This is a genomic window from Amycolatopsis sp. w19 (assembly GCF_051373225.1).
Lineage (GTDB): Bacteria > Actinomycetota > Actinomycetes > Mycobacteriales > Pseudonocardiaceae > Amycolatopsis > Amycolatopsis japonica.
On sequence record NZ_JBPQFM010000003.1, the window covers coordinates 349,420 to 374,129 of the forward strand.

Annotated in this window: 23 protein-coding genes; 9 read left to right on the plus strand and 14 right to left on the minus strand. The window is 69.0% G+C overall.

The genetic code is table 11. The annotated features are described in order from the left end of the window. The first annotated feature begins 59 nt into the window (after nucleotides 1–59). Complete coding sequence (gene soxR / locus ACSMFO_RS09285) at nucleotides 60–506, plus strand: redox-sensitive transcriptional activator SoxR (RefSeq protein WP_038508065.1); 447 nt, start codon at nucleotides 60–62, stop codon at nucleotides 504–506. On the opposite strand, the gene ACSMFO_RS09290 is transcribed toward soxR, so the two are convergent. From ACSMFO_RS09290 to ACSMFO_RS09300, 3 genes are all read right to left on the minus strand, one after another. Further along, nucleotides 496–1,707 carry an RNA polymerase sigma factor gene (locus ACSMFO_RS09290; protein ID WP_436458022.1) on the minus strand — a complete coding sequence of 404 codons (1,212 nt, stop codon included), beginning with the start codon at nucleotides 1,705–1,707 and terminating at the stop codon, nucleotides 496–498. The two genes, soxR and ACSMFO_RS09290, sit on opposite strands and share 11 nt — an antisense overlap. After that, a complete protein-coding gene (locus ACSMFO_RS09295; protein ID WP_395861348.1) occupies nucleotides 1,704–2,069 on the minus strand; it encodes a YciI family protein in 366 nt (121 codons plus the stop codon). The genes ACSMFO_RS09290 and ACSMFO_RS09295 overlap by 4 nt, the downstream gene beginning before the upstream one ends. Before the next feature lie 75 nt (nucleotides 2,070–2,144). Next, nucleotides 2,145–3,662 (minus strand): trypsin-like serine protease, encoded by a 1,518-nt coding sequence (locus ACSMFO_RS09300; protein WP_436458024.1) that lies wholly within the window; start codon nucleotides 3,660–3,662, stop codon nucleotides 2,145–2,147. 167 nt (nucleotides 3,663–3,829) lie between these two features. Between ACSMFO_RS09300 and ACSMFO_RS09305 the strand changes: the two genes are divergently transcribed. Then, complete coding sequence (locus tag ACSMFO_RS09305; RefSeq protein WP_436458026.1) at nucleotides 3,830–4,597, plus strand: SDR family oxidoreductase; 768 nt, start codon at nucleotides 3,830–3,832, stop codon at nucleotides 4,595–4,597. On the opposite strand, the gene ACSMFO_RS09310 is transcribed toward ACSMFO_RS09305, so the two are convergent. Then, nucleotides 4,598–5,134, minus strand: a complete 537-nt coding sequence (locus ACSMFO_RS09310; RefSeq protein WP_436458028.1) for a TetR/AcrR family transcriptional regulator — start codon at nucleotides 5,132–5,134, stop codon at nucleotides 4,598–4,600. A gap of 80 nt (nucleotides 5,135–5,214) precedes the next feature. Here ACSMFO_RS09310 and ACSMFO_RS09315 point away from each other — a divergent pair, with 80 nt between their 5' ends. Together ACSMFO_RS09315 and ACSMFO_RS09320 are read left to right on the plus strand one after the other, a co-directional pair. Then, nucleotides 5,215–5,709 (plus strand): DoxX family protein, encoded by a 495-nt coding sequence (locus ACSMFO_RS09315; RefSeq protein WP_436458029.1) that lies wholly within the window; start codon nucleotides 5,215–5,217, stop codon nucleotides 5,707–5,709. A 51-nt stretch (nucleotides 5,710–5,760) separates the two neighbouring features. Continuing rightward, entirely contained in the window at nucleotides 5,761–5,916 is a 156-nt protein-coding gene (locus ACSMFO_RS09320; RefSeq protein WP_158073286.1) for a hypothetical protein, read from the plus strand. A 2-nt stretch (nucleotides 5,917–5,918) separates the two neighbouring features. Here ACSMFO_RS09320 and ACSMFO_RS09325 read toward each other — a convergent pair whose 3' ends face one another. The 3 genes from ACSMFO_RS09325 to ACSMFO_RS09335 form a co-directional block, all read right to left on the minus strand. Continuing rightward, the gene (locus ACSMFO_RS09325; RefSeq protein ID WP_436458031.1) at nucleotides 5,919–6,626 is read right to left on the minus strand and encodes a hypothetical protein; all 708 of its coding nucleotides are present in this window, start codon (nucleotides 6,624–6,626) and stop codon (nucleotides 5,919–5,921) included. A gap of 369 nt (nucleotides 6,627–6,995) precedes the next feature. Then, on the minus strand, nucleotides 6,996–8,219 hold the full coding sequence (locus ACSMFO_RS09330; RefSeq protein ID WP_436458344.1) for a DUF222 domain-containing protein: 1,224 nt from the start codon (nucleotides 8,217–8,219) through the stop codon (nucleotides 6,996–6,998). A 657-nt stretch (nucleotides 8,220–8,876) separates the two neighbouring features. Then, the gene (locus tag ACSMFO_RS09335; RefSeq protein WP_436458032.1) at nucleotides 8,877–9,725 is read right to left on the minus strand and encodes a DUF4394 domain-containing protein; all 849 of its coding nucleotides are present in this window, start codon (nucleotides 9,723–9,725) and stop codon (nucleotides 8,877–8,879) included. Nucleotides 9,726–9,853: 128 nt separating this feature from the next. Here ACSMFO_RS09335 and ACSMFO_RS09340 point away from each other — a divergent pair, with 128 nt between their 5' ends. Next, nucleotides 9,854–10,267, plus strand: a complete 414-nt coding sequence (locus ACSMFO_RS09340; RefSeq protein ID WP_436458033.1) for a hypothetical protein — start codon at nucleotides 9,854–9,856, stop codon at nucleotides 10,265–10,267. Here ACSMFO_RS09340 and ACSMFO_RS09345 read toward each other — a convergent pair. The 6 genes from ACSMFO_RS09345 to ACSMFO_RS09370 form a co-directional block, all read right to left on the minus strand. Further along, a complete protein-coding gene (locus tag ACSMFO_RS09345; RefSeq protein ID WP_436458035.1) occupies nucleotides 10,264–13,251 on the minus strand; it encodes a BTAD domain-containing putative transcriptional regulator in 2,988 nt (995 codons plus the stop codon). The two genes, ACSMFO_RS09340 and ACSMFO_RS09345, sit on opposite strands and share 4 nt — an antisense overlap. An 87-nt stretch (nucleotides 13,252–13,338) precedes the next feature. Continuing rightward, complete coding sequence (locus tag ACSMFO_RS09350; RefSeq protein ID WP_436458037.1) at nucleotides 13,339–17,322, minus strand: TIGR02680 family protein; 3,984 nt, start codon at nucleotides 17,320–17,322, stop codon at nucleotides 13,339–13,341. Beyond that, nucleotides 17,319–18,539, minus strand: a complete 1,221-nt coding sequence (locus ACSMFO_RS09355) for a TIGR02678 family protein (protein ID WP_436458038.1) — start codon at nucleotides 18,537–18,539, stop codon at nucleotides 17,319–17,321. Before ACSMFO_RS09355 ends, ACSMFO_RS09350 begins: the two co-directional genes overlap by 4 nt. Then, complete coding sequence (locus tag ACSMFO_RS09360) at nucleotides 18,536–20,029, minus strand: TIGR02677 family protein (RefSeq protein WP_436458040.1); 1,494 nt, start codon at nucleotides 20,027–20,029, stop codon at nucleotides 18,536–18,538. Before ACSMFO_RS09360 ends, ACSMFO_RS09355 begins: the two co-directional genes overlap by 4 nt. Nucleotides 20,030–20,116: 87 nt before the next feature. Then, nucleotides 20,117–20,443 carry a hypothetical protein gene (locus ACSMFO_RS09365; protein ID WP_436458042.1) on the minus strand — a complete coding sequence of 109 codons (327 nt, stop codon included), beginning with the start codon at nucleotides 20,441–20,443 and terminating at the stop codon, nucleotides 20,117–20,119. Beyond that, entirely contained in the window at nucleotides 20,444–20,950 is a 507-nt protein-coding gene (locus tag ACSMFO_RS09370) for a hypothetical protein (RefSeq protein WP_436458044.1), read from the minus strand. It lies immediately after the preceding gene. A gap of 264 nt (nucleotides 20,951–21,214) precedes the next feature. Here ACSMFO_RS09370 and ACSMFO_RS09375 point away from each other — a divergent pair, with 264 nt between their 5' ends. The 3 genes from ACSMFO_RS09375 (at nucleotide 21,215) to ACSMFO_RS09385 (ending at nucleotide 23,635) form a co-directional block, all read left to right on the plus strand. Further along, nucleotides 21,215–22,609: a helix-turn-helix domain-containing protein gene (locus ACSMFO_RS09375; RefSeq protein ID WP_436458045.1), complete on the plus strand. Its 1,395-nt coding sequence runs from the start codon at nucleotides 21,215–21,217 to the stop codon at nucleotides 22,607–22,609. Between the two features lie 81 nt (nucleotides 22,610–22,690). Further along, the gene (gene msrA, locus ACSMFO_RS09380) at nucleotides 22,691–23,185 is read left to right on the plus strand and encodes a peptide-methionine (S)-S-oxide reductase MsrA (protein ID WP_038508087.1); all 495 of its coding nucleotides are present in this window, start codon (nucleotides 22,691–22,693) and stop codon (nucleotides 23,183–23,185) included. Nucleotides 23,186–23,212: 27 nt separating this feature from the next. Next, nucleotides 23,213–23,635: a molybdenum cofactor biosysynthesis protein gene (locus ACSMFO_RS09385; protein WP_436458047.1), complete on the plus strand. Its 423-nt coding sequence runs from the start codon at nucleotides 23,213–23,215 to the stop codon at nucleotides 23,633–23,635. On the opposite strand, the gene ACSMFO_RS09390 is transcribed toward ACSMFO_RS09385, so the two are convergent. Continuing rightward, nucleotides 23,606–24,184, minus strand: coding sequence for a TetR/AcrR family transcriptional regulator (locus tag ACSMFO_RS09390; protein WP_436458049.1), 579 nt, complete (start codon nucleotides 24,182–24,184; stop codon nucleotides 23,606–23,608). The genes ACSMFO_RS09385 and ACSMFO_RS09390 overlap by 30 nt on opposite strands. 78 nt (nucleotides 24,185–24,262) lie before the next feature. Between ACSMFO_RS09390 and ACSMFO_RS09395 the strand changes: the two genes are divergently transcribed. Beyond that, the gene (locus tag ACSMFO_RS09395; protein WP_436458051.1) at nucleotides 24,263–24,652 is read left to right on the plus strand and encodes a cupin; all 390 of its coding nucleotides are present in this window, start codon (nucleotides 24,263–24,265) and stop codon (nucleotides 24,650–24,652) included. The last annotated feature ends 58 nt before the right edge of the window (nucleotides 24,653–24,710 follow it).

Here is a 24,710-nt window from a genome sequence, read left to right on the forward strand (position 1 = left end):
CTGTCATGCCTCCAGCATGAAACTTAAACAAGGGTTCAAGTCAAGCTAGGATCGGGGACATGTCCGAACTCCCGGCCGAACTCACCATCGGGGAGCTGTCGCGGCGCAGCGGTGTCGCCACCTCCGCCCTGCGGTTCTACGAACGTCAGGGCCTCATCAGCAGCAGGCGGACCAGCGGAAACCAGCGGCGCTACCCCCGGAGCACGCTTCGCCTCGTCGCGTTCATCCGCGCGTCGCACCATCTCGGCATCCCGCTCGAGGTGATCGGCGGCGTACTCGACTTCCTGCCCGAAGGCGCCGCGCCGGATCACGCGTTCTGGCGGCGGGCATCCGCCTGCTGGAGCGCCGAACTGAACAAGCGCATCGAGCAGCTGGAGTGCATGCGGGACCGGTTCACCGAATGCATCGGCTGCGGCTGCCTGTCCTTCGACCAGTGCGTGCTGGTGAACCCCGGCGACTTCCTCGCCGCCAAGGGGCCCGGCCCGGCGCGGCTGATCACCGACTGAGCACGGCCAGTTTTCTTTGCAGCAGCCGTTTTTCGGCGCTGTTACCCACCTGCCGGATCGCCTCTTCGTACTCCTGGGCGGCTTCCGCCGGGCGGCCCGCGCGGTGCAGCAGATCGGCGCGGATGGCGTGGTACAGGTGGTATCCCGCGAGGTCGAGGGCATCGATCAGGCCGAGCGCGAGCGACGGGCCGCGCAGTTCGGCGACCGCGACGGCCCGGTTGAGCGCGACGACCGGCGTCGGGTTCATCGCGAGCAGCAGGTCGTACAGCTCGACGACCTGCGACCAGTCCGTGCTCGCCGTGTCGGCGGCGTCGCTGTGGACGGCGTTGATCGCCGCCTGGATCTGGTACGGCCCCGGCTGGTTCCGGCGCAGGCAGGCGCGGACCAGCGTCTGCCCTTCGGCGATGAGCGCCCGGTCCCAGCGTGACCGGTCCTGCTCCGCCAGCAGCACGACGTCGCCGTCCTCGCCGGTGCGGGCGGCGCGGCGCGATTCGGTGAGCAGCATGAGCGCCAGCAGCCCGGTGGCCTCCGGTTCGTCGGGCATGAGGCCCGCCAGCAGCCTGCCGAGCTGGATCGCTTCGGCGCACAGATCCTCGCGCACCAGCCGCTCACCCGAGCTGGCCGCATAGCCCTCGTTGAACACGAGGTAGATCACCGCGAGCACCGAACGCAGCCGATCCGGCAGATCGGCGTCGCCGGGGACGCGATACGGGATCTTCGCGTCGCGGATCTTGCCCTTCGCCCGCACCAGCCGCTGGGCCATCGTCGTTTCGGGGACGAAGAACGCGTGCGCGATTTCGGCGGTGGTCAAGCCACCCAGCAGTTTCAGTGTCAGCGCGACCTGCGCGGGGACGGCCAGCGCGGGGTGACAGCAGGTGAAGATCAGCCGTAGACGGTCGTCACGCACGGGGCCCTCCTCCACTGGTTCACTGTCCGCGTTGAGCAGCGCGGCCTGGGCGTGTTTGTCGTCGCGCGCGGCTTCCCGGCGCAGGCGGTCGATGGCCTTGTTGCGGGCGGTCGTGATGATCCAGCCCGCCGGGCTCGGCGGTGGACCGCTCGACGGCCACCGGTCCACCGCCTCGGCGAAGGCGTCCTGGACCGCGTCTTCGGCGATGTCGATGCTGCCGAAGACGCGGACCAGCACGGAGACCGCGCGGCCGTACTCCTGTGCGAAGACGCGACCGACGTCTTCGGTGGTCATACGCACGTAGGACCTTCGTCGCCCTGGAACGGCCGGACTTCGACCGGGAGGTGGGTGATCTCGGTGACGCGGCGGCCCCAGCCGAGCGCGGCGTCCAGATCCGGTGCCTCGACGATGGTGAAACCGCCGAGATGCTCCTTGCCCTCGACGTACGGACCGTCCGTCATCGCGATCTCGCCGTTCTCCTTGGCCCGCAGCACGGTGGCCGTGGTCGGCGGGTGCAGCCCACCGGCGAAGACCCAGACGCCGGCGGCCTGCATCTCCTCGTTCAGCGCCTGGATCTTGCGGGCGATCGGTTCGAGGAATTCCGGCGGCGGGATGGGGCCGTCGGGCTGATACAGGCTGATCAGGTACTGGGTCATGGCGTCCTCCTCGTCCGAGTGGGTCTTTCACTCCCTATACGAAGGGCGTCCCGCCGATTCGACAGCCGACGGGAATTATTTCTTCCCGCCACATCGTCGCAGGTCGAACCGGGATCCCTTGGTCAGACAGGCCGCGATCCGGTGCACCTGCTGGCCGTAGCCGCGGCCCTTCACCGCTGTCACGGTCCCGTCCCGGCCGACCTCGCACGGGTTGCCCTCGGTGCAGCTCTCGCCGTCCCGGTTGTGGGTGTTGTTGACGCCCATGACCGTGCTCCCGTCGAGAGACAGGAGCGCCGAGCCGGAGAGGCCGGGCCTGCTCACGCAGGTGTCGTTGGCGGCGTAGCGGACCGCGGCGTCCTGCTGGTACCCCGCCTCACGCAGATGCGGCACCACCGCCTCGATCGTGCACGTCGGGCGGCCGCTGGCGTAGGACATGAGCAGCCGGTCGCCCGCGCGCATCGGGCTGGCGGTCAGCCGGAAGACCTTCGCGCCCTCCCCGGCCAGCTGCGCGTAGGTCTTGTCGAGCCGGTACAGCGCGACGTCGGTGCCGGTCATCGTCGCGTAGACCAGACGGGTGGCGCGGGCACTGGCCTTCGGATAACCGTCCCGGCCGGCGATGGTGACCGGGCGGGGCAGGTCGGCGGGCCGGTCGATCAGTGCCTTCCCCGGTGCGGGCCGCCCGCTCGGTACGCAATGGCCGTTGGTCAGCACCAGCGCCGGGTCTTCGGGACGCGAGACGGGGGCACGCACCACGGCGCCGTTGCAGTCGCCCACCGCGGCCGTGCCCTCCACGTTCGGGCCGGGGTCGTCCGGCGGGACGTCGGTTCCGGTCACGATGCCGTCGATCCAGGCCGAGTTCTTCGCGATGTCGGTGTACATGTCGGGGAAGTCGGCGCCCCGGATACCCGGTCCGATGACCGTTCCCGCCAGCGCCCAGCCGTCGCCCGAACGGACCAGGGCGGGCCCTCCGGAATCCGTCGTGCCCGGCCCGACCGGCGGATCGGTGCGGCCGACGCACAGCGGCAGGGTGCTCCCGTCGTCGTCCCAGCAACGGTCGAGCGGCACGACCTCGGTGTCCGCTTCACGCAGCTTGCCCGGGAAGCACTTCGGGTCGGCGAAGTCGTCGCAGCCGGTCGAAGCCGCGCCCCAGCCGAGGATGCGGACGGGAGTTCCGACGGCAGGGGAGCTCCCGGCGAGCCGGATGGGCTTGGCTCGCACGGGTTCGCGCAGGTGCAGCAGCGCGATGTCCTCGCCGGGCGGGTTGTAGGAGAGGTGGCGCCGGTAGAACTTGTCGATGTCGGTGACCTCGCCCCCGGCGGTGGTGTCCAGCGAGCCGACGCGGACCTTCCAACCGCGGGGGACGCCTGCCGTCGCGCCGTTCGGGGTGTTGGCGCAATGGCCGGCGGTGACCGCCCACTGCGGGGCGATCAGCACCGCCCCGCACCGATGACCGTCCGGGCGGGGAGAGTCGTACTGAAGCGAGACCATGAAGTCGTAGGGCGTGGTGGACTCGGAGCCGCCGATGACGGCCGCCGCGGGGGCGGCGGTCGCCGTCATCAGGGTCAGCGCGAGCGCGAGGGATCGGATTCGCATGCGGATCACGCTGGCCGGTCCGTGTCCGCGGAACTCGATGAGCACGTAACAGTTCCGTGCGCGGTCTGACTGGTACTGCCGGACCCAGGCTGAACAGACCGTGCCATCTCCGTGCGCGGCCCGGTTTCCTGGACTTGTCACCCCGAGTCCACTTAGGAGAAACAGAGATGACGAACTCCCCGGCACCGCACGCGAACAGGGTCGCCGTCGTCACCGGAGCGTCCAGCGGGATCGGCGAAGCGGCCGCCCGGCGGCTGGCCGCCTCCGGTGCGGCTGTCGCGCTCGTCGCGCGCCGGGCCGACCGGCTGGAAACCCTCGCCAAGGAGATCGAGCGGGGCGGCGGCACCGCGCTCGTGCTCGCGGCCGACGTCGCCGACGCCGACGCGATGCGGGCCGCCGCGGCCGAGGTCGAAGCGAAGCTGGGCCGCGCGGACCTGCTGTTCAACAACGCCGGCGTGATGCTGGCCGCGCCGATCGACGAACTCGCCACCGGCGACTGGCAGCGCATGATCGACGTCAACATGACGGGTCTGATGAACGCCATCGGCGCCTTCGTCCCGCAACTGGTCGCTTCGGCGGCCGAGAAGGGCGTCGCGGACCTGGTGAACACCTCATCCATCGGCGCGCAGGCCGTCTTCCCATCCTTCGCCGTGTACGTCGCTTCGAAGGCCTACGTGACGCACCTGTCGAAGAACCTTCGCGCCGACCTCGGTCCGAAGGGCGTGCGGGTCGCGGCGATCGAGCCGGGCCTGGTCGAGACCGAACTGCAGGGGCACGTCACCGACGCCGGTGCGCTGGAGTGGCTGGACGGCGTGCGCGAGACGCTGACCTGGCTGAAGCCGGCGGACATCGCCGAGACCGTGGCGTTCCTGACCTCGCTCCCGGCACGGGTGAACCTCCAGCAGGTCACCGTGATGCCCACCGCGCAGGTTTGATCACGGGAACAGGATCCGGGCGATCGCGCGGGCGGCGGTGTCCGGATCCTCCTGGAGCTCGGCGCGCAACGCGCCGGTGAGCCACAGATTCGCGAACCCGTGCATCAACGACCACGCGGCGACCCCCGCCATCGCGTCGTCGCTGACCGACGACGCGCCGCTGGTCAGCAGGGCCCCCGCGCGGTCACGAGCGGTGGTCAGCGCCTCGTCGTCCTCACGGTGGAGCTCGGGGCGGAACATCACGTCGAAATGCGCGCGATGCTCGATCGCGAAGCGCACGTACGCCACTCCGACCTCGACGAAGCCCCGGTCGCCCTCGGCCGCGAGCGCGTCCGCGAGCAGGTCGAACCCCTCGGCGGCCAGCGCGGTGAGCACCCCGGCCTTGTCGCCGAAATGGTGCACCGGCCCGGCGTGCGAGACCCCCGCGCGCCGGGCGAGGTCGCGGAGGCTGATCCCCGCCGGGCCGTGTTCGGTGATGGCCGCGACGGCGGCGTCGAGCACGGCCCGGCGGAGGTCGCCGTGGTGGTAGGGACTCATGACGATGAATCTAGTCATTGACAAGATGGGCTGCAACAGCGCATCTTGTCAGTGGAAAGATTCGCTGCCGCTTGGGAGGCATGGTCATGGATCCCGGTCTCGTACCCGTACTGATGCTGATCGCCGTCACGGCGACGTTGTCCCTGCTGGGCGTCTTCGGCGTCCAGCGGCTCAAACCCTGGCCGGTGGCCGTGCGCGGCGATGTCGCGGCCCTGTTCGTCACCACCGGCCTCGCGCATTTCATCGGTATGCGCGAGGAACTCGTCGCGATGGTGCCGCCGGCGCTGCCCGCGCCGGAGTTGCTGGTCACCGTCACCGGCGTCCTCGAACTCGCGGGCGCCGCGGGAATGCTGTGGTCGCGCACGGCGCCGTGGGCGTCCGCCGGGCTGACGCTGTTGTTGCTGGGGATGTTCCCGGCGAACGTGTACAAGGCCCTGCACGGCCCGGTGGCCTCGACGATGGACGAACTGGTGCCGCGGAGCCTGATGCAGGTGGTCTTCCTGGCCGCGACGGTTTCGCTGGTGGTGCATTACGCGCGTACGCCGGACAGACCCTTTTCCCAAAGGAGACCTTAAGTCTTTCCCAAGTTCGGGGTCCTGAACCGAGAACGGCCCTACCCTCTGAGAATGAAGATCTCATTGTGGATCGGATTCTGTGGGCTGTGCATCCTCGCCGGACACATGCTTCTCGGTGCTGTCGGTGTCGTACTGCTGATGAGCTGTCTCCCGGCGGGGCGCGAACACGAATCCGGTGACAGGAAAGCGCCCGCGCGACTGGCCTGAGCTCAGCCCAGCGCGCTGGCGAAGGCGAGGCCGCCCAAAACCGGAACGGCGATCGCCGCGAGCAGCATCGTCCGCCTGCTCGGTTTGGGACTTTCCAGTAATGCGCGGACACCGGCCGGAACCAACGCGAGACAAAGTCCGGCGGTGCCGATGATCGACACGATTTCGGTGCCTTTCAGAACACCGAGCGGCAGAAGTCCCATCGTCGCCATCCCGATCGACCCGGCGATACCGAGCACTTTCGCCCGATAGGCGGCGAACGCGAGTATGTACCAGCCGAACATGATCGTGAACGACAGAAAACTGAACAGATGCAGATCCTGGTACGACTCGCTGACCACACTCTCGGCGAACCCGGCTCCACGCCGCTCGACGAGCCCCTGCGCTGCCTGATCGATCCCGGCGTGGAAGGTCCGCTCGAAGAGTCCTAAAAGGACGAACAGGCCGCCCCAGGTGGCCAACGCGGGCCTGGCGCGGCCGATCTTCGTGGCGAGCGCGACCATCGCGGGCAACAGCAGGACGTTGCCCGCCAGGAAACACGTGTACGCGGCGGTCATCAGCGCGGGATGCTCGCTCATCGCTTTCAGCTGGTCGGGGAAGAAGAAGTTGAAGCGTGCCCGCAGTAGCGTTCCGGTGAGCAGTAGAAGCGGAGCGAGGATCATCGAGACCGCGGCGATGCGGCGGCCGGGGAAGACGTGGTCGGTTTCCATGCTGTGAGCGTGCCGTCGGCGGTGGGTGGGCGGATCGGGTCAGGGGCCGATTTCGCGGGTCAGACCGTGGGTGGAGTTCTTGAGTGGTCGCTGGCCTGCCCATTGCCGCTTTCGGCGAAGTGCAGGATGTCGGCGGCTGAAGTCCTCGCTCGTCGCCGTTCTCCGACAGCACCCGAACAGAGAGGCCTGTCAGCGCAGCTTTCGGGTCCGGCCCAGCTGTCCGATCGTCGCGCTTTCTGGTGACAGGTCGGAACAGTGAGACTCGCCAGTGGCGGTTTGCGGCTGGATCCAGTCCACCTGTCGCCGTTTTCCGGAAATCCCCCGGAACGCTCAAGCCCCCAACCCCCGTTGCCGTTTTTCGGCGACGGCTCAGAACGGTGGTGGTTCGTCGGCTGCCGGGCGGGGTTGGTGAAGGGGCGGTGGTGTGCTGTCGTAGCGCTGCCCGGTGGGTGTGGTGATCGTCAGAGTGCCATCGGATGCGAGGTGGTAGGTCCAGCCGGGTTCGTCCTTCAACCGGTGATCGCGGCGGCAGAGGTCGATGAGGTCGGTGTCGGCGGTGTGCCCGCCGTGCTGCCACGGCACCGCATGATCGAGGTCGCATGCCTGCGCTGGGCGATGGCAGCCGGGTCTTCGACATTCACGGTCCCGCACCCGCACGAACTCGGCCAAACCCACTGTCGGCCGGTACCGGTCCCGGCCGAGGTCAAGCACCTGCCCGGAGAGCGGGTCGGTGATGATCCGCCGCAACACACTGTTCCCACCCTCGGCGATCTCCCTGGCCAGCGCGGCGGGAATCGTGCCATGCCCCGCCAGCTCCGCCGGATCGTCGTTCAGCCCGAGATAGGTGAACAAATCCATGTACAGGAACACTTCGCTGCGTTCACTCGCCCCGCCCTGGCCACCGAGCAGCAGATCGAGCGCGACATCCGCCCGCAACTGGTCAAGAGTACGAGTCTCACCACCGGTTCTGAGAGCCCGCGCTTCACGATCGATCCGCTGATAAGCAGCAGCGACCTTCTCCACCGGCCCATCCTCGACCTCGATCGACGCCACCCCGGTCTCACCATGCCGCAACGACAGACGCCGCCCCTCACGATGCCGCTCAGCCCGTTTACCGGCACCCTCAGGGTCGATCGTGTTCGCCGCGTGATTAGCCGCTTTCCGGACCTGATCCGGGTTCTTGTCCCCGATCCGGTCTTCCAACAAGGCGTCGACCGCTTGAGCGTCCTCATCGGAGAGCCAGGTGGTGGCCGTGGCGACCTTCATCGCACTGAACCCGGCCAACTTCCCCTCATCCATCAGATTCAACGTCCGGGGCAGCCGCGTGGTCACCGCGTCCGCGGCGGCGACCATGGCACCCGCATGATTGTCCGTGACAGACAACGCGAACGCGACCTCCTGCGCCACACTCCGCGCACCCTCACGATGCCGGTTCAACTGCGCCAACGCCCGAAACCGCACCGCCTCCAAGCGCGCGATCCCCGCCGACGCGGCCTGCGCCAACGCGACGGAATCCTTGTCGTCCAACATATTCGCGGCATCGTTCACCGCGGCCAGCACCTCGGGATCGGTGAGGCCTTCCAAGAGCGCCACAGGCGCGGAATGAGTATCCACCCCACGAACCTACGACCCACCACCGACAATTCCAGGCCCCACGAACGACAGAGGCATTGCCGATTTTCGGCAATAGAAGATTCAGTGGGACTGACAGTGGCGGTCGCCGATTTTCGGCGACAAGAAATCGTCGCATCTTACCGATCCCGGAACCTCCCAAGCGCCACCATCCGGTGCCCAGCGAGAAGGCCGGACACCGGACAGCGGCGTTCCCCGCTCAGCTACCGTCGAGTTCCACCGCGACGTCCCCGATTGGCCGCGGGAAGTCGCCGATTTTCGGCGACAAGAAATCATCGCATCCTTACCGATCCCCGGCCCCCGGAACGCCACCATCCGGTGCCCAGCCCGAAGACTGGACACTGGACAGCGGCGTTCCCCGCTCAGCTACCGTCGAGTTCCACCGCGACGTCCCCGATCGGCGCGGGAAGTCGCCGATCTTGGCGGCCGCACTGGTCAGCAGATTGACACTGTAAAGAGCCGACGGCCCGGAGGCCGGGTTGAGTATGGTGAAGCCGCTCACTGAGGACGTCGCCGATTTCCGGCAACGAGATATCGTCGTGGCCTCGCCGATTCCCGGAAACACCACCATCCGGTGCCCAGCGAGAAGGCCGGACACCGGACAGCGGCGTTCCCCGCTCAACTACCGTCGAGTGCCACCGCGACATCCCCGATCGGCAGCGGGAAGTCGCCGATCTTGGCGGCCGCGCCTGTCAGCAGATTGACGCTGTAAAAAGCCGACGGCCCGGTGGCCGGGTTGAGCACGGCGAAGCCGCTCACCGAGGTCGTCTTGCCGTTGGTCAGATCGCTGTAGATGTCGAAGCCCGCGATCGGGCCGGTGTCGACGCCGAGCGCGCCGGTCGGGCTGAGGAATCCGTTGTTGGCGGGCGCTTGGACGAGTACCTGGTCGGTGGCCGTGCCGATGTCGAACAACGTGGTCGCGGTGTCTGGGTTGAGATCGTTGTTCGTGTAGGCGGCCGCCGTGACACCCCTGGTCGGCCCGCCCGCCGGCGGTGTGGTCAGGATGGTGTCTTCGATCGTGACGTGGTCGCCGAGATTGTGCCGCAGGTTCTGGCCGTAGTCGCTGATCACCCGGAGCCGGTCGGCGGCCGGATTGAAGTCTACGCCGAAGTCCTTGCCGTACAACGGAACGCTCAGTTGCGAGACCTTCGTGACGATGACGTCGGGTGCCGCGGGCGGGAATTTGATCGTGTAGATACAGCCTTTCTCGCCCACGCCGTACAGCAAACCGTTCTGGACGCGGAAATCGAGCCCGATCAGGCGCGTTTCCCCACAGGTGAGGCCCTGAACGAGCCGGACCCAGTCGAGGACCTGGGGTGTGTCGGTGTAGAAGGTGGCCATCAGCTTGCCGTCCGACGAGATCGCGAACGCCCGCGGCCCGGCGGCCTGCGCCGAGTTCGCGGTCCCGACGACAAGCGTCGTCGCGAGCGCCACCACGGTCAAGACCTTCGTGAGTCGTGCCCTCATCCGTACTCCCCTCAGCGGAAACTGTGCGAGCACAAGCTATTCGGCGGCACTGGACGGCCATTGGACGTCGATTGGACCCGGCATCCGGCGGCTTGCGGACGAGCGAGTCCGGCGGAACAGTGGGAGCGATGAACGTCCTAGTCTGCTCGGCGATCCTCTGCGCCGGTCTCACGTTCGCCGTGCCGGGCGAGGCGGAAGCGGCCCGGGAATGCGCTTCCGGTGCCAAGGTCATCAAGCCGGTCGTGCTGGAAGATCCGGGGAGGTGGACCTACACGTTCGACCTTTCGTGGTGCGCGGAGGGCGGGAGCATCGTTTGGGCGGAACCCTCGGTGACGGCGCGGGTGCACAGCCCGGGCTGTCGCTGGGCCGGCCGCGTCGAGGAGTCGATCAAACAACTCCCGGACAAGGCGTGGAGCGTCTTCGACATGAGCGAGTTCTCTTGCCTGGACGCCTCGGGCAAGGAACACGGCGTCAACCCGTGGGTCGTCGTGACCTTCCACCCGGCGGGCGCGTACGACGCCAGCGGCGACATCGCGGTCTAGGCCCGAAGGATCGAATCCGCCGCGGCCGATGCCTGTCTTCGCAACGCGTGATAGCCCGCCTGGTCGGCGAGGGCGAGCGCCTGACGGGCCTGCCCGAGGTCGCCGGTGACGGTGGCGAGCCCGATGAGCGCGTCGACTTCGGGATACCGGTCACCGGTTTCCCGCAACAGCACCAAAGCCTGCTGGTACCGGCGGACGGCGTCCTGCCGGTGTCCCGCGCGCTGGTGCACGCGCGCGAGTGCGACGAGCGCCTCGCCCTCACCGCGTGGTTCGCCGGTCTCTCGCGCGAGCCGCAGTCCTTCGCGCGCGTGGTCGAGCGCGTCCGAGCGACGGCCGAGAGCGCAGTACACCGACGCGAGCCTGCCGAGCGTTTCCGCTTCCCCGGCGCGATTCCCGGCCTCGCGATGCAGCGCGAGAGCCTTGGTGAGCAGCCCGGCGGCCTCCGTGACCCGGCCGCGGGCGTGCTGTGTCTGCCCGAGATTGGCCAGGTTGATCGCCTCCCCGTAGCGCGAGCCGATGCCGCGATACCGGCGTAGCGCCTGGACGTAATGTCCGGCGGCCCCGGAAAGATCGCCCATCTCCCACTGCACCAGCCCCAGATTGCCCAGTGCGACAGCCTCCCCGGCGGGTGTTCCGGCGCGTCTGCTCAGGTCCAGCCCTCGCGAAAACCGTGCCGCGGCCGCCGGGAGCCGTCCGGATTGCCAGTACACGCAACCGAGATTGCCCAGCACCGCGGCCTGCGCCTCCACCCAGCCCGCCCGCCGGGCGAGCACGAGCGCGCCGGTGTAGTCCCGGACGGCCTTTCGATAGCGCCCCTGGCGGAAACCCAGGTCCGCCAGGCTGAACCGGGCGGACGCGCGGGCGCGGAGATCGCCGTCCTCCTCGGCGGCGGACGACGCGGCCTCGGCGGTCGCCCGCCATTCCACTTGGCGCAACGACAGCCAGAAGTAGCCGCGCAGGGCATCGGACAGCAGCCAGGCGACCGAAAGCGGTCCGGTCCGCGCCGCGTCTTCGGCGACGGCGGCAAGACTTCCCAGCTCGGTTTCCAGCCACTCCGCCGCCGCGGCGGGAACCGGGCCGTCGGGCACGGACAGCGGGATGCGGAACATGTGCGGGTACAACAGTTTCGCCGCGACGTCGACGCCACGCAGGTACCACTCGTGCAGGCGTTGCCGGGCGGATCCGATCTCCGCCGGGGATTCCTGCAGGCGATCGGCGGCATAACGGCGAAGCAGGTCATGGAAGTGGTAGCGGTCCGGCGCGTGCTGTTCGACGAGATGCGCGCCCGCGAGCGTGTCCAGCATCCGCCCCGCCTGGTCCGAACCGGTGAGGACCTCGACCGCTTCGACGCCGATGTCGTTGCCCGGCACCAGGCTCAGCAGCCGGAACAGCCGTCGCGTTTCCGCGGGCAAGGCCGCGTACGAAAGGTCGAACGCGGTCCGGACGGCGATCTGCTCGTCGCCGGGCACGGCGAGGGCGGCGAGCGGATTGCCTTTGCGCAGCTCGATGGCGTAGTCCTCGATGCCGTTCCCGGGATCGTCGGCGAGATTGGCCGCGGCGATCCTCAGGGCCAACGGGAGATACGCGCACAGCCCGGCCACCTCGACGGCCGCTTCGTGCGCGGCCCGGACCCGCTCGACGCCGAGCAGCCGCGTGAGCAGTTCCAGCGCTTCACCGGGATCGAGTACGCCCATGGTGATCCGCCGGGCACCGTGGAAGGCGACCAGCCCGGCCATCCGGTCCCGGGCGGTGACCAGCACCAGACAGCCGGGGCCGGCGGGCAGCAGCGGCCGGACCTGATCGACGTCGACGGCGTTGTCCAGCACCACCAACGCCTTCCGGTCGGTCATCAGCGTCCGGTACAGCGCGGACGCGGTCTCCGTGTCCGCGGGAAGCCGTTCGGCGGGGATCTCCAGCGCGGCCAGGAACCGGGTGAGCACTTCGAGCGCGGTCGCGGGCGCGCCGCCGGAATGGCCGCGCAGGTTCGCGTAGAACTGCCCGTCCGGGAACCGGTCCTTCACCCGATGCGCCCAGTGCACGGCCAGCGCGGTCTTCCCGGCGCCCGCCGTTCCCGTGACGGCCGCGAGCGCCACCGCGCCACCGGAGCCGCCGGGACGCGGCACCAAAGCGTCCAAAATGGACAGTTCGGCCGCCCGGCCGGTGAAGCCGGGTGGTTCGGCAGGCAACTGCCGGGGGACCCGGGTGGCGGGACGCGGGCTCGGGAGCGGTTCGCCGTCTTCGAGCAGCGCGGTGTGCGCCGCGACGAGTTCCGGCCCGGGTTCGACGCCCAGTTCCTCGACCAGCCGCTCACGAACGTCCTGATAGAGCCGGAAAGCCGTCGCCCGCTGCCCCGCGCGATGGTACGCGCGGAGCAACCGGGCCTGCGCGGGTTCGTCCAGCGGCTGATCCGCGGCGGCTTCGACCAGCTCGGTCAGCACTTCGTCGGCGGCGCCGATCGCGAGCATCGCGTCGCCGTAGCGGGCGAGCAGCGCACGGCGTTCCGCGAGCAGGGCCAAGACCTTCGGATGCGTTGCGAGTAAAGGGACATCGGCCAGCGGCCTGCCACGCCACCGGCGCACGGCCTCGCCGAACAGGGACGCGGCGCGGCCGGTCTCACCGTCGCGCTGGGCGTCGTTCGCTTCGGCGACGAGCCCGCGGACGTGGGGGAGGTCGATTTCGACGGCGTCCCAGCGCACCGCGTAACCGCCGCCGACATGCGGCAGGATGTCGCTCCCCGATCGCGACGGGCGGCCGGGTTCCAGCAGCCGCCGCAGATGTTTGACGTGTGTCTGGAGGACGTTCACCGCGCTGCGCGGCGGCCGGTCACCCCACAGCGCGTCCACCAGTTCCTGCTTGGACATCGCCTCGCCGCCGGCGAGCACGAGCAATCCCAAGACGGCGCGGCGGCCCGGTGGGCCCAGGTCGACCTCCGCCCCGGCCAGCCACACGCGCAGCGAGCCCAGCACCTGGATCCGCACAGCCACCGGCAGGAACGTAGCGAGCCCTTCCGCGCCGCACAAGAAAAAACGACGGAAAGGGCCCCGCTGCGCCCGGCTTTGGGGCCGCTCAGGCTAATGCCCGGCGGGCTGGAGATCGTGGCCGTTCCAGGTGAACCGAGCCGTGGTGACCGCGTCGTCGCCGTCGCCGCCGGTGATGAGCTGGTGGATCCCGACACCGCCGAGTTCGGCGTAGGTGCACCATTCGTGGTCCGACGTCAGCATCAGGTCGAGGTCGAGTGCGGACAGCAGGCCGAACACCTGCCCCCGGTTGGTGGTGTCGACGCCGACGAACACCTCGTCGAGCAGGATCACCCTCGGCGCCTCGGGTGCGGCTTGATAATGCGCGGCGACGGCGGCGAACAGCGGCAGGTGCAGCGCGATCGCCTTCTCCCCACCGGAAAGCGCGCCGTGCAGCTTCTTGGTCAGCAGCTGCCAGCCCGCCCCGTTCGCGCGGTCCACCTTGACCACGAACCGGTGCCACGACGTGTAGTCGAAGACCTGCGCGAGCTGCTGTTCCCAGCTGGTCGCCGTGTCGTCCGCCTTCGCCTGCTCGACGCGCTCACGGAAGAACTTGTGCAGTGACACGCGGTCTTCGGCGGTCAGCTGATCCGGATCCTTCAGCAGCAGATCCCGCGCGGTCTTGGTGCCCGGCGGCAGATCCGGGGAGACCTGCCAGACCAGCCGGACGGCGACCCTCGACGCGGTCCGCACGCGTTCCAGCCGCGCGTTCATGCCGTCGACGAGGTCGTTGGCCTGCCGGATGCGGGCCGCGAGATGACGGCGGGTGTCGCCGGTCAGCGTCTTGTCGAACAGGTCGCTCTCGCGATCGGTGATCTCGTGCCTGCTCTGTTCCGCTTCCGCGTAAAGGATCTTGAGCAGTTCGGCCGCGCCGACCCGCAGCCCGTCGACGACGGCGGTGAAGATCTGGACGTCCTCGTCGGTCTCCAGATCGAGTTCCGCGCGCGAGCTGAGCGTGTTCCGGCAGGTGTGCACGGCTTCCGACAGCCGGTGCAGTGCCTCGCCGAGGTTGCTCGGCGCGTGCGGCACGGACGGCCACGCCGCGGCCACCAGCCGGGCCGTGTCGAGCGCCGCACGGACACTCTCGGACGCGGACAGGGTGGCCTGGAACTTCGGCAGATCCTCGATCCCGCCGTCCGCGGGGAAGATCCCGGTGGCGAGCTTCCGGAACCGGAGCGCGGCGGCGTCCTGCTTCTTGGTCGCGTCCTCGCGTGCCCGCGCGTCGGTCGTCCGGCGGACGCCGAGCGCGCCCAGCGACACCGCGAGTTCCTTGGCGTCGGCGTTCGCGGCGCGGAGTTCGCCCGAGAGTGCACGCAGTTTCGTGCGCAGGCCGTCGATTTCGGCGAGCACCTCGCGCTGGCCGGTGCCGACCGTCCCGTCGATCGCGTCGAGCATCGCGGTGAGCTTGGTGCGTTCGGCCTCCGCGTCGGCGGCCTCGTCCTCGCGCCGGGCCGCGTTCCCCTCCGACCGGTCCGCCTGCTCGGCGCACAGCTCGGCCCGCTGGGTCGCGGTGAGCAGGTTTCCGTGCTCGTACAACCAGTTCTCGCCCTGGTCGGAGTACGTGCGCAATGCCGTGGCGAGCGCGGCCAGCGGCGCGCGTTCGGTCGGCAATCCGGATTCCGAGGCCTGCGCGGTCAGCTCGTGCAGCGCGGTCTTGGCCTCGATCTCCAGCGCCGAGACGGCGCTCTCCAGATGCCGGACGGCGGCGTCGGCGGCGGTCAGTTCGGCCTCGGCCGTGGTCAGTTCCCCGGTCGCGGCAAGGAGATCGTCGTGACCGGGGCGGGCGGCGCGTTCGATCTTGATCAGCTCACGCCTGCCGCGCAGGGCGGCCAGTTCACCCACCAGTTCGGCGATGGTCTTCTCGCGGAGGGAGATCTTGTCCCGCAGCCCGGCGATCCGGCGTTCGCGGGCACGCAGCCGGGCGGAACCACCGATGTACGCCGGGGCGTCCTTCGCCCAGCTGCCCGACAGGCTGCCCATCCGCCAGCCGCCGTCCGCGCCGATCGCCGCGGGACCGGCGGGGAGCGTGTCGTCGAAGGCGATCACCTCCAGGATCCGGCGGATCTTCGTAGGGGAAACCTCCGCGTCGGGTTCCGGCACGAGGACGTCGGCGAGCGAACGACCGGAGGCCACCGGCAGCGTCCCGGACTCCGCGAGCACGTCGTGCCCGTCGACGACCCCGTGGGAGTTCACCCAGGCGTCCAGCAGACCGGCGCCTTCGAGCGCGGCCTCGATCCCCGCGTGGCTGCTTTCCGGGACCGAGCCGGCGAAATCGACCAGCCGCCACAACGGCGCGCCGCTCATCTCGGCCCGGTCCGCCGTGCGGGTGCGCGGCGGCTCGGGCGCGAGGATGTCCTCCGTTTCGAGCACGCCCGCCTCGACGAGGAGTTCGTCGTGCTCGGCGCGCGCGGTGGCCAGCGCGGCACCGGTCGCCGCCTCCCGCCGGATGATGTCTTCGAGCACGGTCTCGGCGACGACGCCGAGCCTGCCCAGCAGCGAGACCTCCGCCTCAGCGTCCCGGACGACCGCTTCCACGTCGGGGAAGCGCAGCTCGCGGCAGCCGATCGCCCATTCGGCGAGCCGGGTGCGCAGATCGCTCAGCGCGAGTTCCCGCGTCGCCGTCGTGAGTTCGACCCGCTCCTGCGCGACCGAGAAATCCGCTCGTGCGCGGTCCAGGTCCGCTTCGGCCTGGTGACGTCGTCCGACGGCGCGTTCATGTTTGTCCAGCGTCCGGCCGAGCGCCTCGACCTGGTCGCGTTTGCCGCGGACGGCGGCCTGCAGCAACGGGCGGAGCCGGGCCGGTTCGTCCAGCCCGGAGACGAGTTCGTCGTGCACCCCGGCCAGGTTCGCGCGGGTCGCGGCGGCGCGGACCTCGGTCTCCAGCGAGCGGACGAGGTCCGCCTGCCGTTTCGCGACCTGCTTCGCCGCCTGTGAGCGCTCCTCGTCGGCGTCCGCCTCGGCACGGAGACGGTTCGCGTCCGCGCGCAGTGCCTCCGCTTTCTCACTCGTGGACAAGGTCCGTTGCCGCAGCTTATCGAGCTCCTGGCCCTTGCGGTACGACTCGGATTCGGTCAGCCCCGACAGCCGCGCTTCGGTCTCCTCGACGTCCTTTTCGAGCTTCGCCGCCCGTTCCTCGGCGGCCTCCTTCTTCGCGGCGACCTCGTCGTGCTCCTCGGCCGAACGGCGGGCGGCCGCGGCGAGTTCGTCGAGTTCCGTGGTGGCGTTGATGAGGTTCGCGGCGCCCGCGCGCAGCACACGCTGGGCGTAGGTCTTCTGCCGCGCGGCGAGCGCGCGGGTCGCATCGACCTCGGTCTCCAGTGAGCCCAGCCGTTCGCGTTGCGCGTCGAGCCGCTCGAAACCCTCGGCGAGATCCGCGATCTCCTGCTGTCCCAACGGCGGAAGCGCGCGGGAGAGCAGGTTGGACAGCAGGCTCGGGTCGAGCCGCTGCGAGAGTTTGGGCATCCGCAGCTGGAGCAGCGCGGTGATCAGCGCGTCGTACCGCTGTTCGCTCAACGTGGGGAACAGTTTCGCGCGGATCTCCGCGCGGTACTCGGCCGCGCCGTCGTGCACGGTCCCGTGCTCGCCGAGGGCTTCCTCCAGCGCGCCCTTGGTCAGGGGCTGACCGGCGTCGTTGACCAGCGGCAAGCCGTCGCCCACGCGCAGATCGGTGGTGAAGAAGTCGGCGTGCACCGTGCTGGTGTGCGTGCTGGCCTGCAGCCGCGCGCCACAGGTGAACCACTTCTCGCCGGCCATGCCGAATTCGAGCCAGACGTACCCGACACGCGTGGCGCCGGAAGCGCCTTCGCCCATCAGGTTCCAGTGCATGCTGCGCTCGCTGGTGCCGAAGGTCGACAACCGGTTGGCGCGCAGGCTCGCGTCGAACAGGAACGGCAGCAGCAGTTCCAGCGCCTTCGACTTCCCGCTCCCGTTGGGCCCGCGCAGCAGCAGGCGCCCGTCGTGGAACTCGAAGATCTCGTCGTAGTAGCGCCAGATGTTGAGGATGCCCGCACGGGAGGGGATCCACCTCGTCACGGTCACGGTGCCTCCTCGGTGCGGTCGGTGTACCTCGCGGCGGCCGGGAGCGGCCGGACGAGTTCGGCTTCGGTGCGGACCAGCCCGAAGCCGGTCAGCACGGCGAGCGCGTCGACGGTCAGCCGTCGCACGCCGTCCTTGCCCCGGTAGGTCTTGGCCCAGCGCGGGAAGCGTTTCAGCAGTTTGGCGGTGGCGTTGCGCAGGTAGTCGATGGTGCGCGGCTCGTCGAGCGCGTCGAGCAGCAGGAGCGCGGCGACCTTGGCGTTGCTGCCGTCGTCCGGGAACCGCTCGTCGGTGGCCAGCCCGTCGACGTCGACGAGCAGCACACCCTCGGCGCGTTCTTCGAGGACGAAACCGCCCTGCTCGGCGGCACGCCGCAGCAACTGGCGGCCGGTCGGCGTGCCGAGGTACGCGCGTTCCTCCGCGGTCAGTTCGGCGAAGTACAGCACCGGATCGTCGACGAGACGGCGGAACACCGTGTGCCGCAGCCACAGGTTCCGCTGGACGTCCGACGCGCTCGGCGTGTCCTCGTGGCGGCCGGAGGAAAGGCCGTAACGCTGCTCGTGCGACACCGCCTCCAGCAGTTCCTCGAACCGCAGCGCGACGTCGTCGGCGGGCACGGCGAGCTGGGAAGGACCGACCGGCGCGGCGAGCAACCGCAGCAACAGCGTCGCGTCGACCCGGAACAGCACCTTCGCCGCCGGATCGTCCACAAAGGACTCCGGATCGCCGTCGGCGGCTTCTAGCACGCCGTAGGACTCCAGCAGTTTGAGGACGTCCACGAACGCCAGCCGCTCCGCCCTGGTGGCGGCGTCGAACGTGGTGACGAGGTCGTCGGCGGCGCTCGCCTGCGCGACGCGTCCGGCGAGGAGTCCGATGGTCGTCACCGGCACGGTCAGCAGTTCGGCCGCCACCACGCACAGCAGGACGTAACGGCGGCGGTCGAACGCGGCGCGCCCGGAGCGCAATCGTCGCGCCGGGCGGGTGGGGTCGGCGGCCGCGCGGACCTTGATCAGTCGCGCGTAGCCGAGCCGCGGTTCGACCGTGAGCGTCCAGCCGCAGTAGTAGTCGAACCACTGCCGGATGGGTTCACGGCGGCGGCGGATGAGGTCGAAGGTCTCGGGGGAGCCGCGTTCGCCGATCAGCGGGGTGGCCAGCAGGGCCCGGATCCCGCGCGCGACCTCTTCGCGTTCCGCGATGACCAGTTGGTTGGTGAGGCTCACGCACCGCCTCCGGCCGTGCTGATTTCGATTTCGTAGTCGGGGCCGCGGAAGACGCCGCTCGTGGTGGTCAGGCGCGCGACCGCGCCGTTCCGCGGCGGCCGCAGGACGATCTCGATCTGGCCGTCGGACGTCGTGCTCCGCCGGGCGCCCTCCGCGCCGGGAGGCCTGCCCAGCGCCTGGCCCAGCAGGTCCAGCAGCCGCTCGAAAACGGTGTGGTCCAGCTTCTCGAACGCCGAAAGCCGCACGACGCCGCCGGTGTCGAGCATGTTCCACGCCGCTTCGAGCTCGGCGCGTTCCTCGATCGCCTGCTGGACCCGCGCGGCCCGGATCGCGGTGACGTCGCGGACCCGCCCGGTCCTGGTGAACCGCTCGGTGCGGCCGGCGGAGCGGAGCAGTTCCGACACCTCGACCGGCGGCGCGTCGAGCCACGAAGCCGTCGTGCTGACCACTTCCGGGTCGGCGTGGGCGAGATGCGCGTGCCGCGCGGAACTCAGCCCGAACATCGTGGACCACAGGCGATGCAGGTCCTCCTGCGCCGGGACGACGGTGAACCACCGCGCCAGCTCGCGGAAATCGGCGACCGCGCTGCTCGCGCGCCGCCGCGACTCGGTGATCCGGTCCAGCACCTGGAGAAGCGTGATGATGGCCCGCCGCGCGAGGTTGTGGAGGTCCTCGACCCGCGGCGTCGCCCCGTCCTCGGGCAGGAACCACGCGCGCAGCCCGTCCCACCGCGCCTTGCGGACGTCGAGCCAGCGCGCGTCGGGCTTCGGCAGCGCCGCCCCGTTGAGCGCCCGCCGATGCACCCGCTCGATGCCGTGGTCGTCGATCTCCTTGATGCGGGTGGCGATGGTGTGGGTGTGATGTTCGAGGTCGTTCAGGAACTCCTGCAGATACGCGACCGTCGCAGCCTTGACCTCGTGGAACGTCGCGAGGTCGGCCTCCGCGTGCAGCAGGCGCTGGAGGTCGCCGTTGAAGCGCTTCGTGTTGTCGCGGAACGCTTCGAGGTGGCCCTCGACTTCGGAGAGCGTGCTGAACACACGCCTGTCGGTGCCGTCTTCGAGCTGCTTCGCGAGCTCACCGAGCCGCTCGCCGAGCGCTTCGAGCGTCGCCGTCTGAAGCGCCCCCGTCGCGTTGAGCACCTCGTTCGCGCGGACCACACCCGCGTACGCCGCCTCGCCCTGCCGGGTCAGCGCGTACTGGAGATTGCGGCGCTCGTACTCGGACGCGGTCCGGTAGTCACCCGTGTGGCTCTGGACGACGTCGAGGTGACCCTGGCCCTTGAGCTGGTCCAGCGCTTTGACGAGGTCTTCGTCGTCGAGCGTCTCCAGCCAGCCGACCTCACGCAGCCGCGTGCGGACGTCGTCGATCCCGAGCGCCGTCTCGAGCCGCTCGTTCGCCTCACCGAAGGCGTGCAGGATCGCCAGGGGGAGCCCTGATCTGCTCCCGTCGGTGAAACGGAACAGCTCGGGCGGTACACGGAACGGATCCATGCGTCCTCCGGCGGATGGTGCGTGGAGGTACACGTTAGGGGGTCACCCAGGCGAGTCCGAACGGCCCATCTTTTTCACTCAGAGTGCTCACGTCGTGAACATCTCGAGACGCACCGTGGTCCCCTCGACGGTGACCTTGCGGTAGACGTGACGACCCTCGACGACCCGGTCGTCGTTCAGGACCCCGGGCGCGAAGTTCGACCCTTCGAGCAGCTTGGGCACGTCCTCCGCCGGCAGGGTCAGGACGACGACGTAGCGCGAGTCGATGCCACGGTCGTACTGCGTCTCCAGCACCTTGCCGCTGGCAGGCATCGAGATCCCGCCGAACCGGAAGGCGTCCTCCGGTGTCGGGCTTGGCGTGGGCGTCGCGCAGCCCGCGAGAAGGAGGGCGAGGACCGCGAGGAGGGCTTTCACCTAGCGTGAGACGCACGGTGGACGTAAGCGTTCCGTCACGTCCGCGATCAGAAGCTCCCCGCGGTTGAGCGGTGAGACCTCCAGTAGCTCGGCGAACAACTCGAGCATCGCCCGATGCTCGGCGGCACGTCCGCTGAAGGGCTTCTCGCCGGACCAGCGGAGCCAGCCGCCGTCCGCTGTGACGCCGTCGTCGAGAGTCGAGAGCGGCGCGTCCGGTGTTCCCACGCCGTGCAAGTGCTCCGACCTGGCGTTGAAGAACTCGGGAGTGTTCGTATGGTCTTCGACCAACGCTGCGGCCGCACGCAGATCCGAGGCGATCGAGCAACGGCTGGGAGACGAAACAGGCCGCAGGGTGAACAGAGTGAGGTACTCCGCTGGAGAAGCGTTCCGCGGTGGTTCGGTTCTCAGCGCGAAGCCGACAAAACCGACCGGGTCCGGGATGTCTCGCAACCGGAGGCCATGACCACCGGAAAGGGAGAAGTACGGCACGCCCAAGGCCGACATCATGACCGCGGCCGCGCGGCGGGCCGGCTGGTCTGGAAGGTCAGGTGGAACAGCCGTGAGACGGACGTGGCATCGAAGAGTCCCCATTGCAGGCCTCCCGCCGGTCATCGCGCTGTCAGTGCTCAAACCCATGGAACGCGCGTTCTCGCCTCGGGCCAGGGCTGTGTGCTCGATCGGCAACAAGTTTGCGGAACTGTCAAATTGCGATCCGGGCAACGCCCTACTGCCGCGGCTGCCCGTTGCGGGACCATCGCCGGGGAGGTCGCCATGGACGCACTCCACCCGTTTTGGTCGTCGCCCGAGATAGTGCAGGCCGCTGCGATGGCTCGGTACGGCTCGTTGGCCAGGGTCGTCCGGCGCGCTCGACAGCTGACGCTGGCGCAAGTGGCGGACCGCTGCCATCTGTCGCTGAGCACGTTGTCGAGGATGGAGACGGGTCAACGCAAACTCATCGATGTCCATTACTTGCGGACCCTCTCCGAAGTGCTCGAAATCCCGCCCCACCTCTTCGGCTTGGCGCCCACATTCACCGGCGCGGCGCAAATGCGCGAGGATGGCACGCCGGTTAATGTCGGCACTGCTATCCCCGGTGGACAGGACGGTGACGAGGCGATGCGGCGACGACAGGTGCTCGCTGGGCTGGTCGGTGTCACGATCGCCGGGGTTTTGCCTGGCACGGCGCGCGCGTCCGCAGGCGAGGAATCGTTGGAAGCCTTATTGCTGGCGAAGTCACAGTGCCCGGCGGTACCGGTTCCGCTGGTCACGCTGTCCCAAGCGCTCGCCGAGGCGCAGAGAAAGTTCGAAGCCTGCGAGTACGCGGATCTCAGCCGCGCGCTACCTCAATTGATCGCCACCGCACACGCGAGCAAGGACGCATCCGTCGGGCGGCTACAGGAAAGGATGTCCGCGGCACTCGCCAGCGCATACCTGCTCGGTTCGGAACTGGCGGTCAAACAACACCGTGATTGTGTCGCACGCCTCGCCGCCGATCGGTCACACTCGGCGGCGGAGTCGAGCGGCGACCCGTTGGTGATCGCCGCGAGTTCCCGGGCCGTCGCGATCGGAATGCGGCGGCATGCGCTCAGCGCTCCCGAGAAGATCGACAGAGACGCCGGTCTGAACGGTGCCATCACCATGCTCACCAGGACCGCTCTCGACCTGGGAGCCGATCAAGGCAGTCCGCCGGTTCGGCAACTCGCGTCCTATGGCTCGCTCTTGTGCACCGCGAGCTACTCGGCGGCGCAGAACGGGAACACCGCTCAGGCGGTCGCGCTCATCGAAGAAGCGGAAGATGCCGCACGGCGGTTGAAAGCCACTGGAAGCGGAATGGGCAACGCGCAATTCAGTGCGACCACCGTCGCCGTCTACCGCATCGGTGTGCACACCACTCTCGGTGACACCGCCCGAGCGCTGACCTATTTCGACTCCGTCGATCCACGGCGACTACCGAGTGCCGAGCGTCGCGCACGAGCGTTCCTGGACGGTGCGCGAGCCTGGAAGGACCACGGCGATGTCGAGCGCGCCACGGACGCGTTGAACCGTGCCCACGACTGTGCGCCTCAAGAGCTCAGCAGGCCATCGGTGCAGCGGCTCATCGCCGCCATGGTCGACGCACCCGGGCGTACTCCGGCCACCCTCTCGGCGCTCGTCCGTCGGACGTAAGCGTTCCGTCACACTTGGACGGGGATGACAGAGGCGGTTCGACACGTTGTACTGGGTGTCAACGACCGAAGGAGATCTACAGTGACGGAAAAGGCTGTTCTCGCGGGCGGCTGCTTCTGGGGCATGCAGGACCTGTTCCGCCGGCACCCCGGGGTCGTCTCCACCAGGGTCGGCTACACCGGCGGCGACGTGCCGAACGCGACCTACCGCAACCACGGCTCCCACGCCGAAGGCATCGAGATCGTCTTCGACCCGGCGCAGCTGACGTACCGGCAGATCCTGGAGTTCTTCTTCCAGATCCACAACCCGACGACCCTCAACCGCCAGGGCAACGACATCGGCACCAGCTACCGATCGGCGATCTTCTACACCGACGACAAGCAGAAGCAGGTCGCCGAACAGACGATCGCCGACGTCGACGCCTCCGGGAAATGGCCGGGCAAGGTGGTCACCGAGGTGACCCAGGCCGGTGACTTCTGGGAAGCCGAGCCGGAACACCAGGACTACCTGGAGCGCATCCCGAACGGCTACACCTGCCACTACGTGCGGCCGGAATGGCAGCTCGGGGAGCGCTGATCGTCGCGCTGCACGTCTCCTCCGTGCATGCGTACGAGGGCCGTCCCGCCTTGGGGGCGCGTCCTGATCCGTCCCCGGTCTCGCGCGACCATGTCGAGGTGCCGCGCGGGACTGGGGCTGGTGGGGGACCGGTACTTCAACCATCCCGCGCATCGTTCCGCCGCGGTCACGCTCTTCTCTTCTGCTGTCCCTGGCGATCCGCTGCTGGCCCGGCGGAACATCGTGCTCTCGGGCTTCGACGTGGACGCTCTGCCGCGGGGCTCGGTCGTGACTCTGGACTCCGGTGACGGCCCTGTGCGCTTCGAGGTCCACCGGCCCGCGAATCCGTGCGCCTGGATGGACGTCGTCTACCCTCGCGGAACTTTCGCCGCTCTGCGGGGCCGTGGCGGGAAGCGCTGCGTGCCGCTGGATGACGGCGTCTTACGCGTCGGTCCGGTAGAGATCTACTAGGCCCTTTTTGATCTGCTCCGGCGTCATGCTTTGCCGCTGGTAGACGTACTGGGCCGCCGCCAGGGGCGCGAGGAGCGCATCAGCCCTGAAGTGTGCGTCGGTCTTTGGATCGATCTCGCTCATCAGCGCGACCAGGTGACTGTGGTGCAGCCGGTACGCGCCGGTCACGAACCGCGCCATCGGCGTCTCCGTCTCCGCGACCATGAGCAGCTCGCCATGCGTCTCAAGCCTGTCGACGTACGCTTCCAGGAACGCCCTCAGCCTTTGGGGCGCGGGTGCCCCCGGCCCGAGTGGCGGCGACCCGCTGATGAACGCCTCCTGGAACTCGCGCTCGTTCTCGTCGAGCAGCGCCTGCGCCAACGCGCCCTTGTCCGGGAACCGGCGATACACCGTCCCGATCCCGACGCCCGCCTCCGCCGCGACCTCGTCCAACGCGAGCCCGTCGATCCCTTTGGCCGCAACGAGCTTGGCCGCCGCGCGGACGATCTTCTGCCGGTTGCGAGCCGCGTCCGCCCGCTCTGGAGTCCCGGCCCCTGCGATGGGAAGCACCCAGTGAGCCTAACCGGTGGACAAGTGGAACTTTCTCCAGTTAACTAAGTGGAAGAACTTCCACTTAAGGAGACCCGGATGTCCGTCGAACACTTCACGAGCGATGGCGCTTCGACCTGGTTCCAGCGGCTCGACCAGCAGATCTTCTTGGCCGACGTCCTCGCACAGGACAGCGGCGCGGCCATGTCCGTCGGCTTCGGTCGCTACGCCAAGGGCGAGAAGAACCCCTGGAAGATGACCTACGACGAGGCCCTCGTCATCACTTCGGGCGTTTTCACCGTCGAGGGCCCTTCGGGTTCAGTGACGGCTCGGGCCGGCGAGGCGATCTATCTACGTGCGGGAACGGAGCTCGTCTACGTGGCCGAGGAGGACACGGAACTCGTCTATGTCACCTATCCGCATTGGCTGGCCGCCACGGAGTCATCGGCCGAGGCGCATCGCCTCGACGACTTCCACGAGGCTGATTAAGGGATATCGAGTCATCTCGCCCTGCTCGACCGGCGCGGCGAAAGGCTCCTGGAGTGTG

Excerpts from the sequence above, each read along its gene's own strand:
- ACSMFO_RS09315 (WP_436458029.1), top strand. The coding sequence starts at position 5,215 with ATGGTCATGGATCCCGGTCTCGTACCCGTACTGATGCTGATCGCCGTC.
- ACSMFO_RS09320 (WP_158073286.1), top strand. The coding sequence starts at position 5,761 with ATGAAGATCTCATTGTGGATCGGATTCTGTGGGCTGTGCATCCTCGCC.
- soxR (WP_038508065.1), top strand. The coding sequence starts at position 60 with ATGTCCGAACTCCCGGCCGAACTCACCATCGGGGAGCTGTCGCGGCGC.
- ACSMFO_RS09360 (WP_436458040.1), bottom strand. The coding sequence starts at position 20,029 with ATGGATCCGTTCCGTGTACCGCCCGAGCTGTTCCGTTTCACCGACGGG.
- ACSMFO_RS09335 (WP_436458032.1), bottom strand. The coding sequence starts at position 9,725 with ATGAGGGCACGACTCACGAAGGTCTTGACCGTGGTGGCGCTCGCGACG.
- ACSMFO_RS09370 (WP_436458044.1), bottom strand. The coding sequence starts at position 20,950 with ATGATGTCGGCCTTGGGCGTGCCGTACTTCTCCCTTTCCGGTGGTCAT.
- ACSMFO_RS09325 (WP_436458031.1), bottom strand. The coding sequence starts at position 6,626 with ATGGAAACCGACCACGTCTTCCCCGGCCGCCGCATCGCCGCGGTCTCG.
- ACSMFO_RS09290 (WP_436458022.1), bottom strand. The coding sequence starts at position 1,707 with ATGACCACCGAAGACGTCGGTCGCGTCTTCGCACAGGAGTACGGCCGC.
- ACSMFO_RS09375 (WP_436458045.1), top strand. The coding sequence starts at position 21,215 with ATGGACGCACTCCACCCGTTTTGGTCGTCGCCCGAGATAGTGCAGGCC.
- ACSMFO_RS09305 (WP_436458026.1), top strand. The coding sequence starts at position 3,830 with ATGACGAACTCCCCGGCACCGCACGCGAACAGGGTCGCCGTCGTCACC.
- ACSMFO_RS09310 (WP_436458028.1), bottom strand. The coding sequence starts at position 5,134 with ATGAGTCCCTACCACCACGGCGACCTCCGCCGGGCCGTGCTCGACGCC.
- ACSMFO_RS09395 (WP_436458051.1), top strand. The coding sequence starts at position 24,263 with ATGTCCGTCGAACACTTCACGAGCGATGGCGCTTCGACCTGGTTCCAG.
- ACSMFO_RS09295 (WP_395861348.1), bottom strand. The coding sequence starts at position 2,069 with ATGACCCAGTACCTGATCAGCCTGTATCAGCCCGACGGCCCCATCCCG.
- ACSMFO_RS09340 (WP_436458033.1), top strand. The coding sequence starts at position 9,854 with ATGAACGTCCTAGTCTGCTCGGCGATCCTCTGCGCCGGTCTCACGTTC.
- ACSMFO_RS09300 (WP_436458024.1), bottom strand. The coding sequence starts at position 3,662 with ATGCGAATCCGATCCCTCGCGCTCGCGCTGACCCTGATGACGGCGACC.
- ACSMFO_RS09385 (WP_436458047.1), top strand. The coding sequence starts at position 23,213 with ATGCGTACGAGGGCCGTCCCGCCTTGGGGGCGCGTCCTGATCCGTCCC.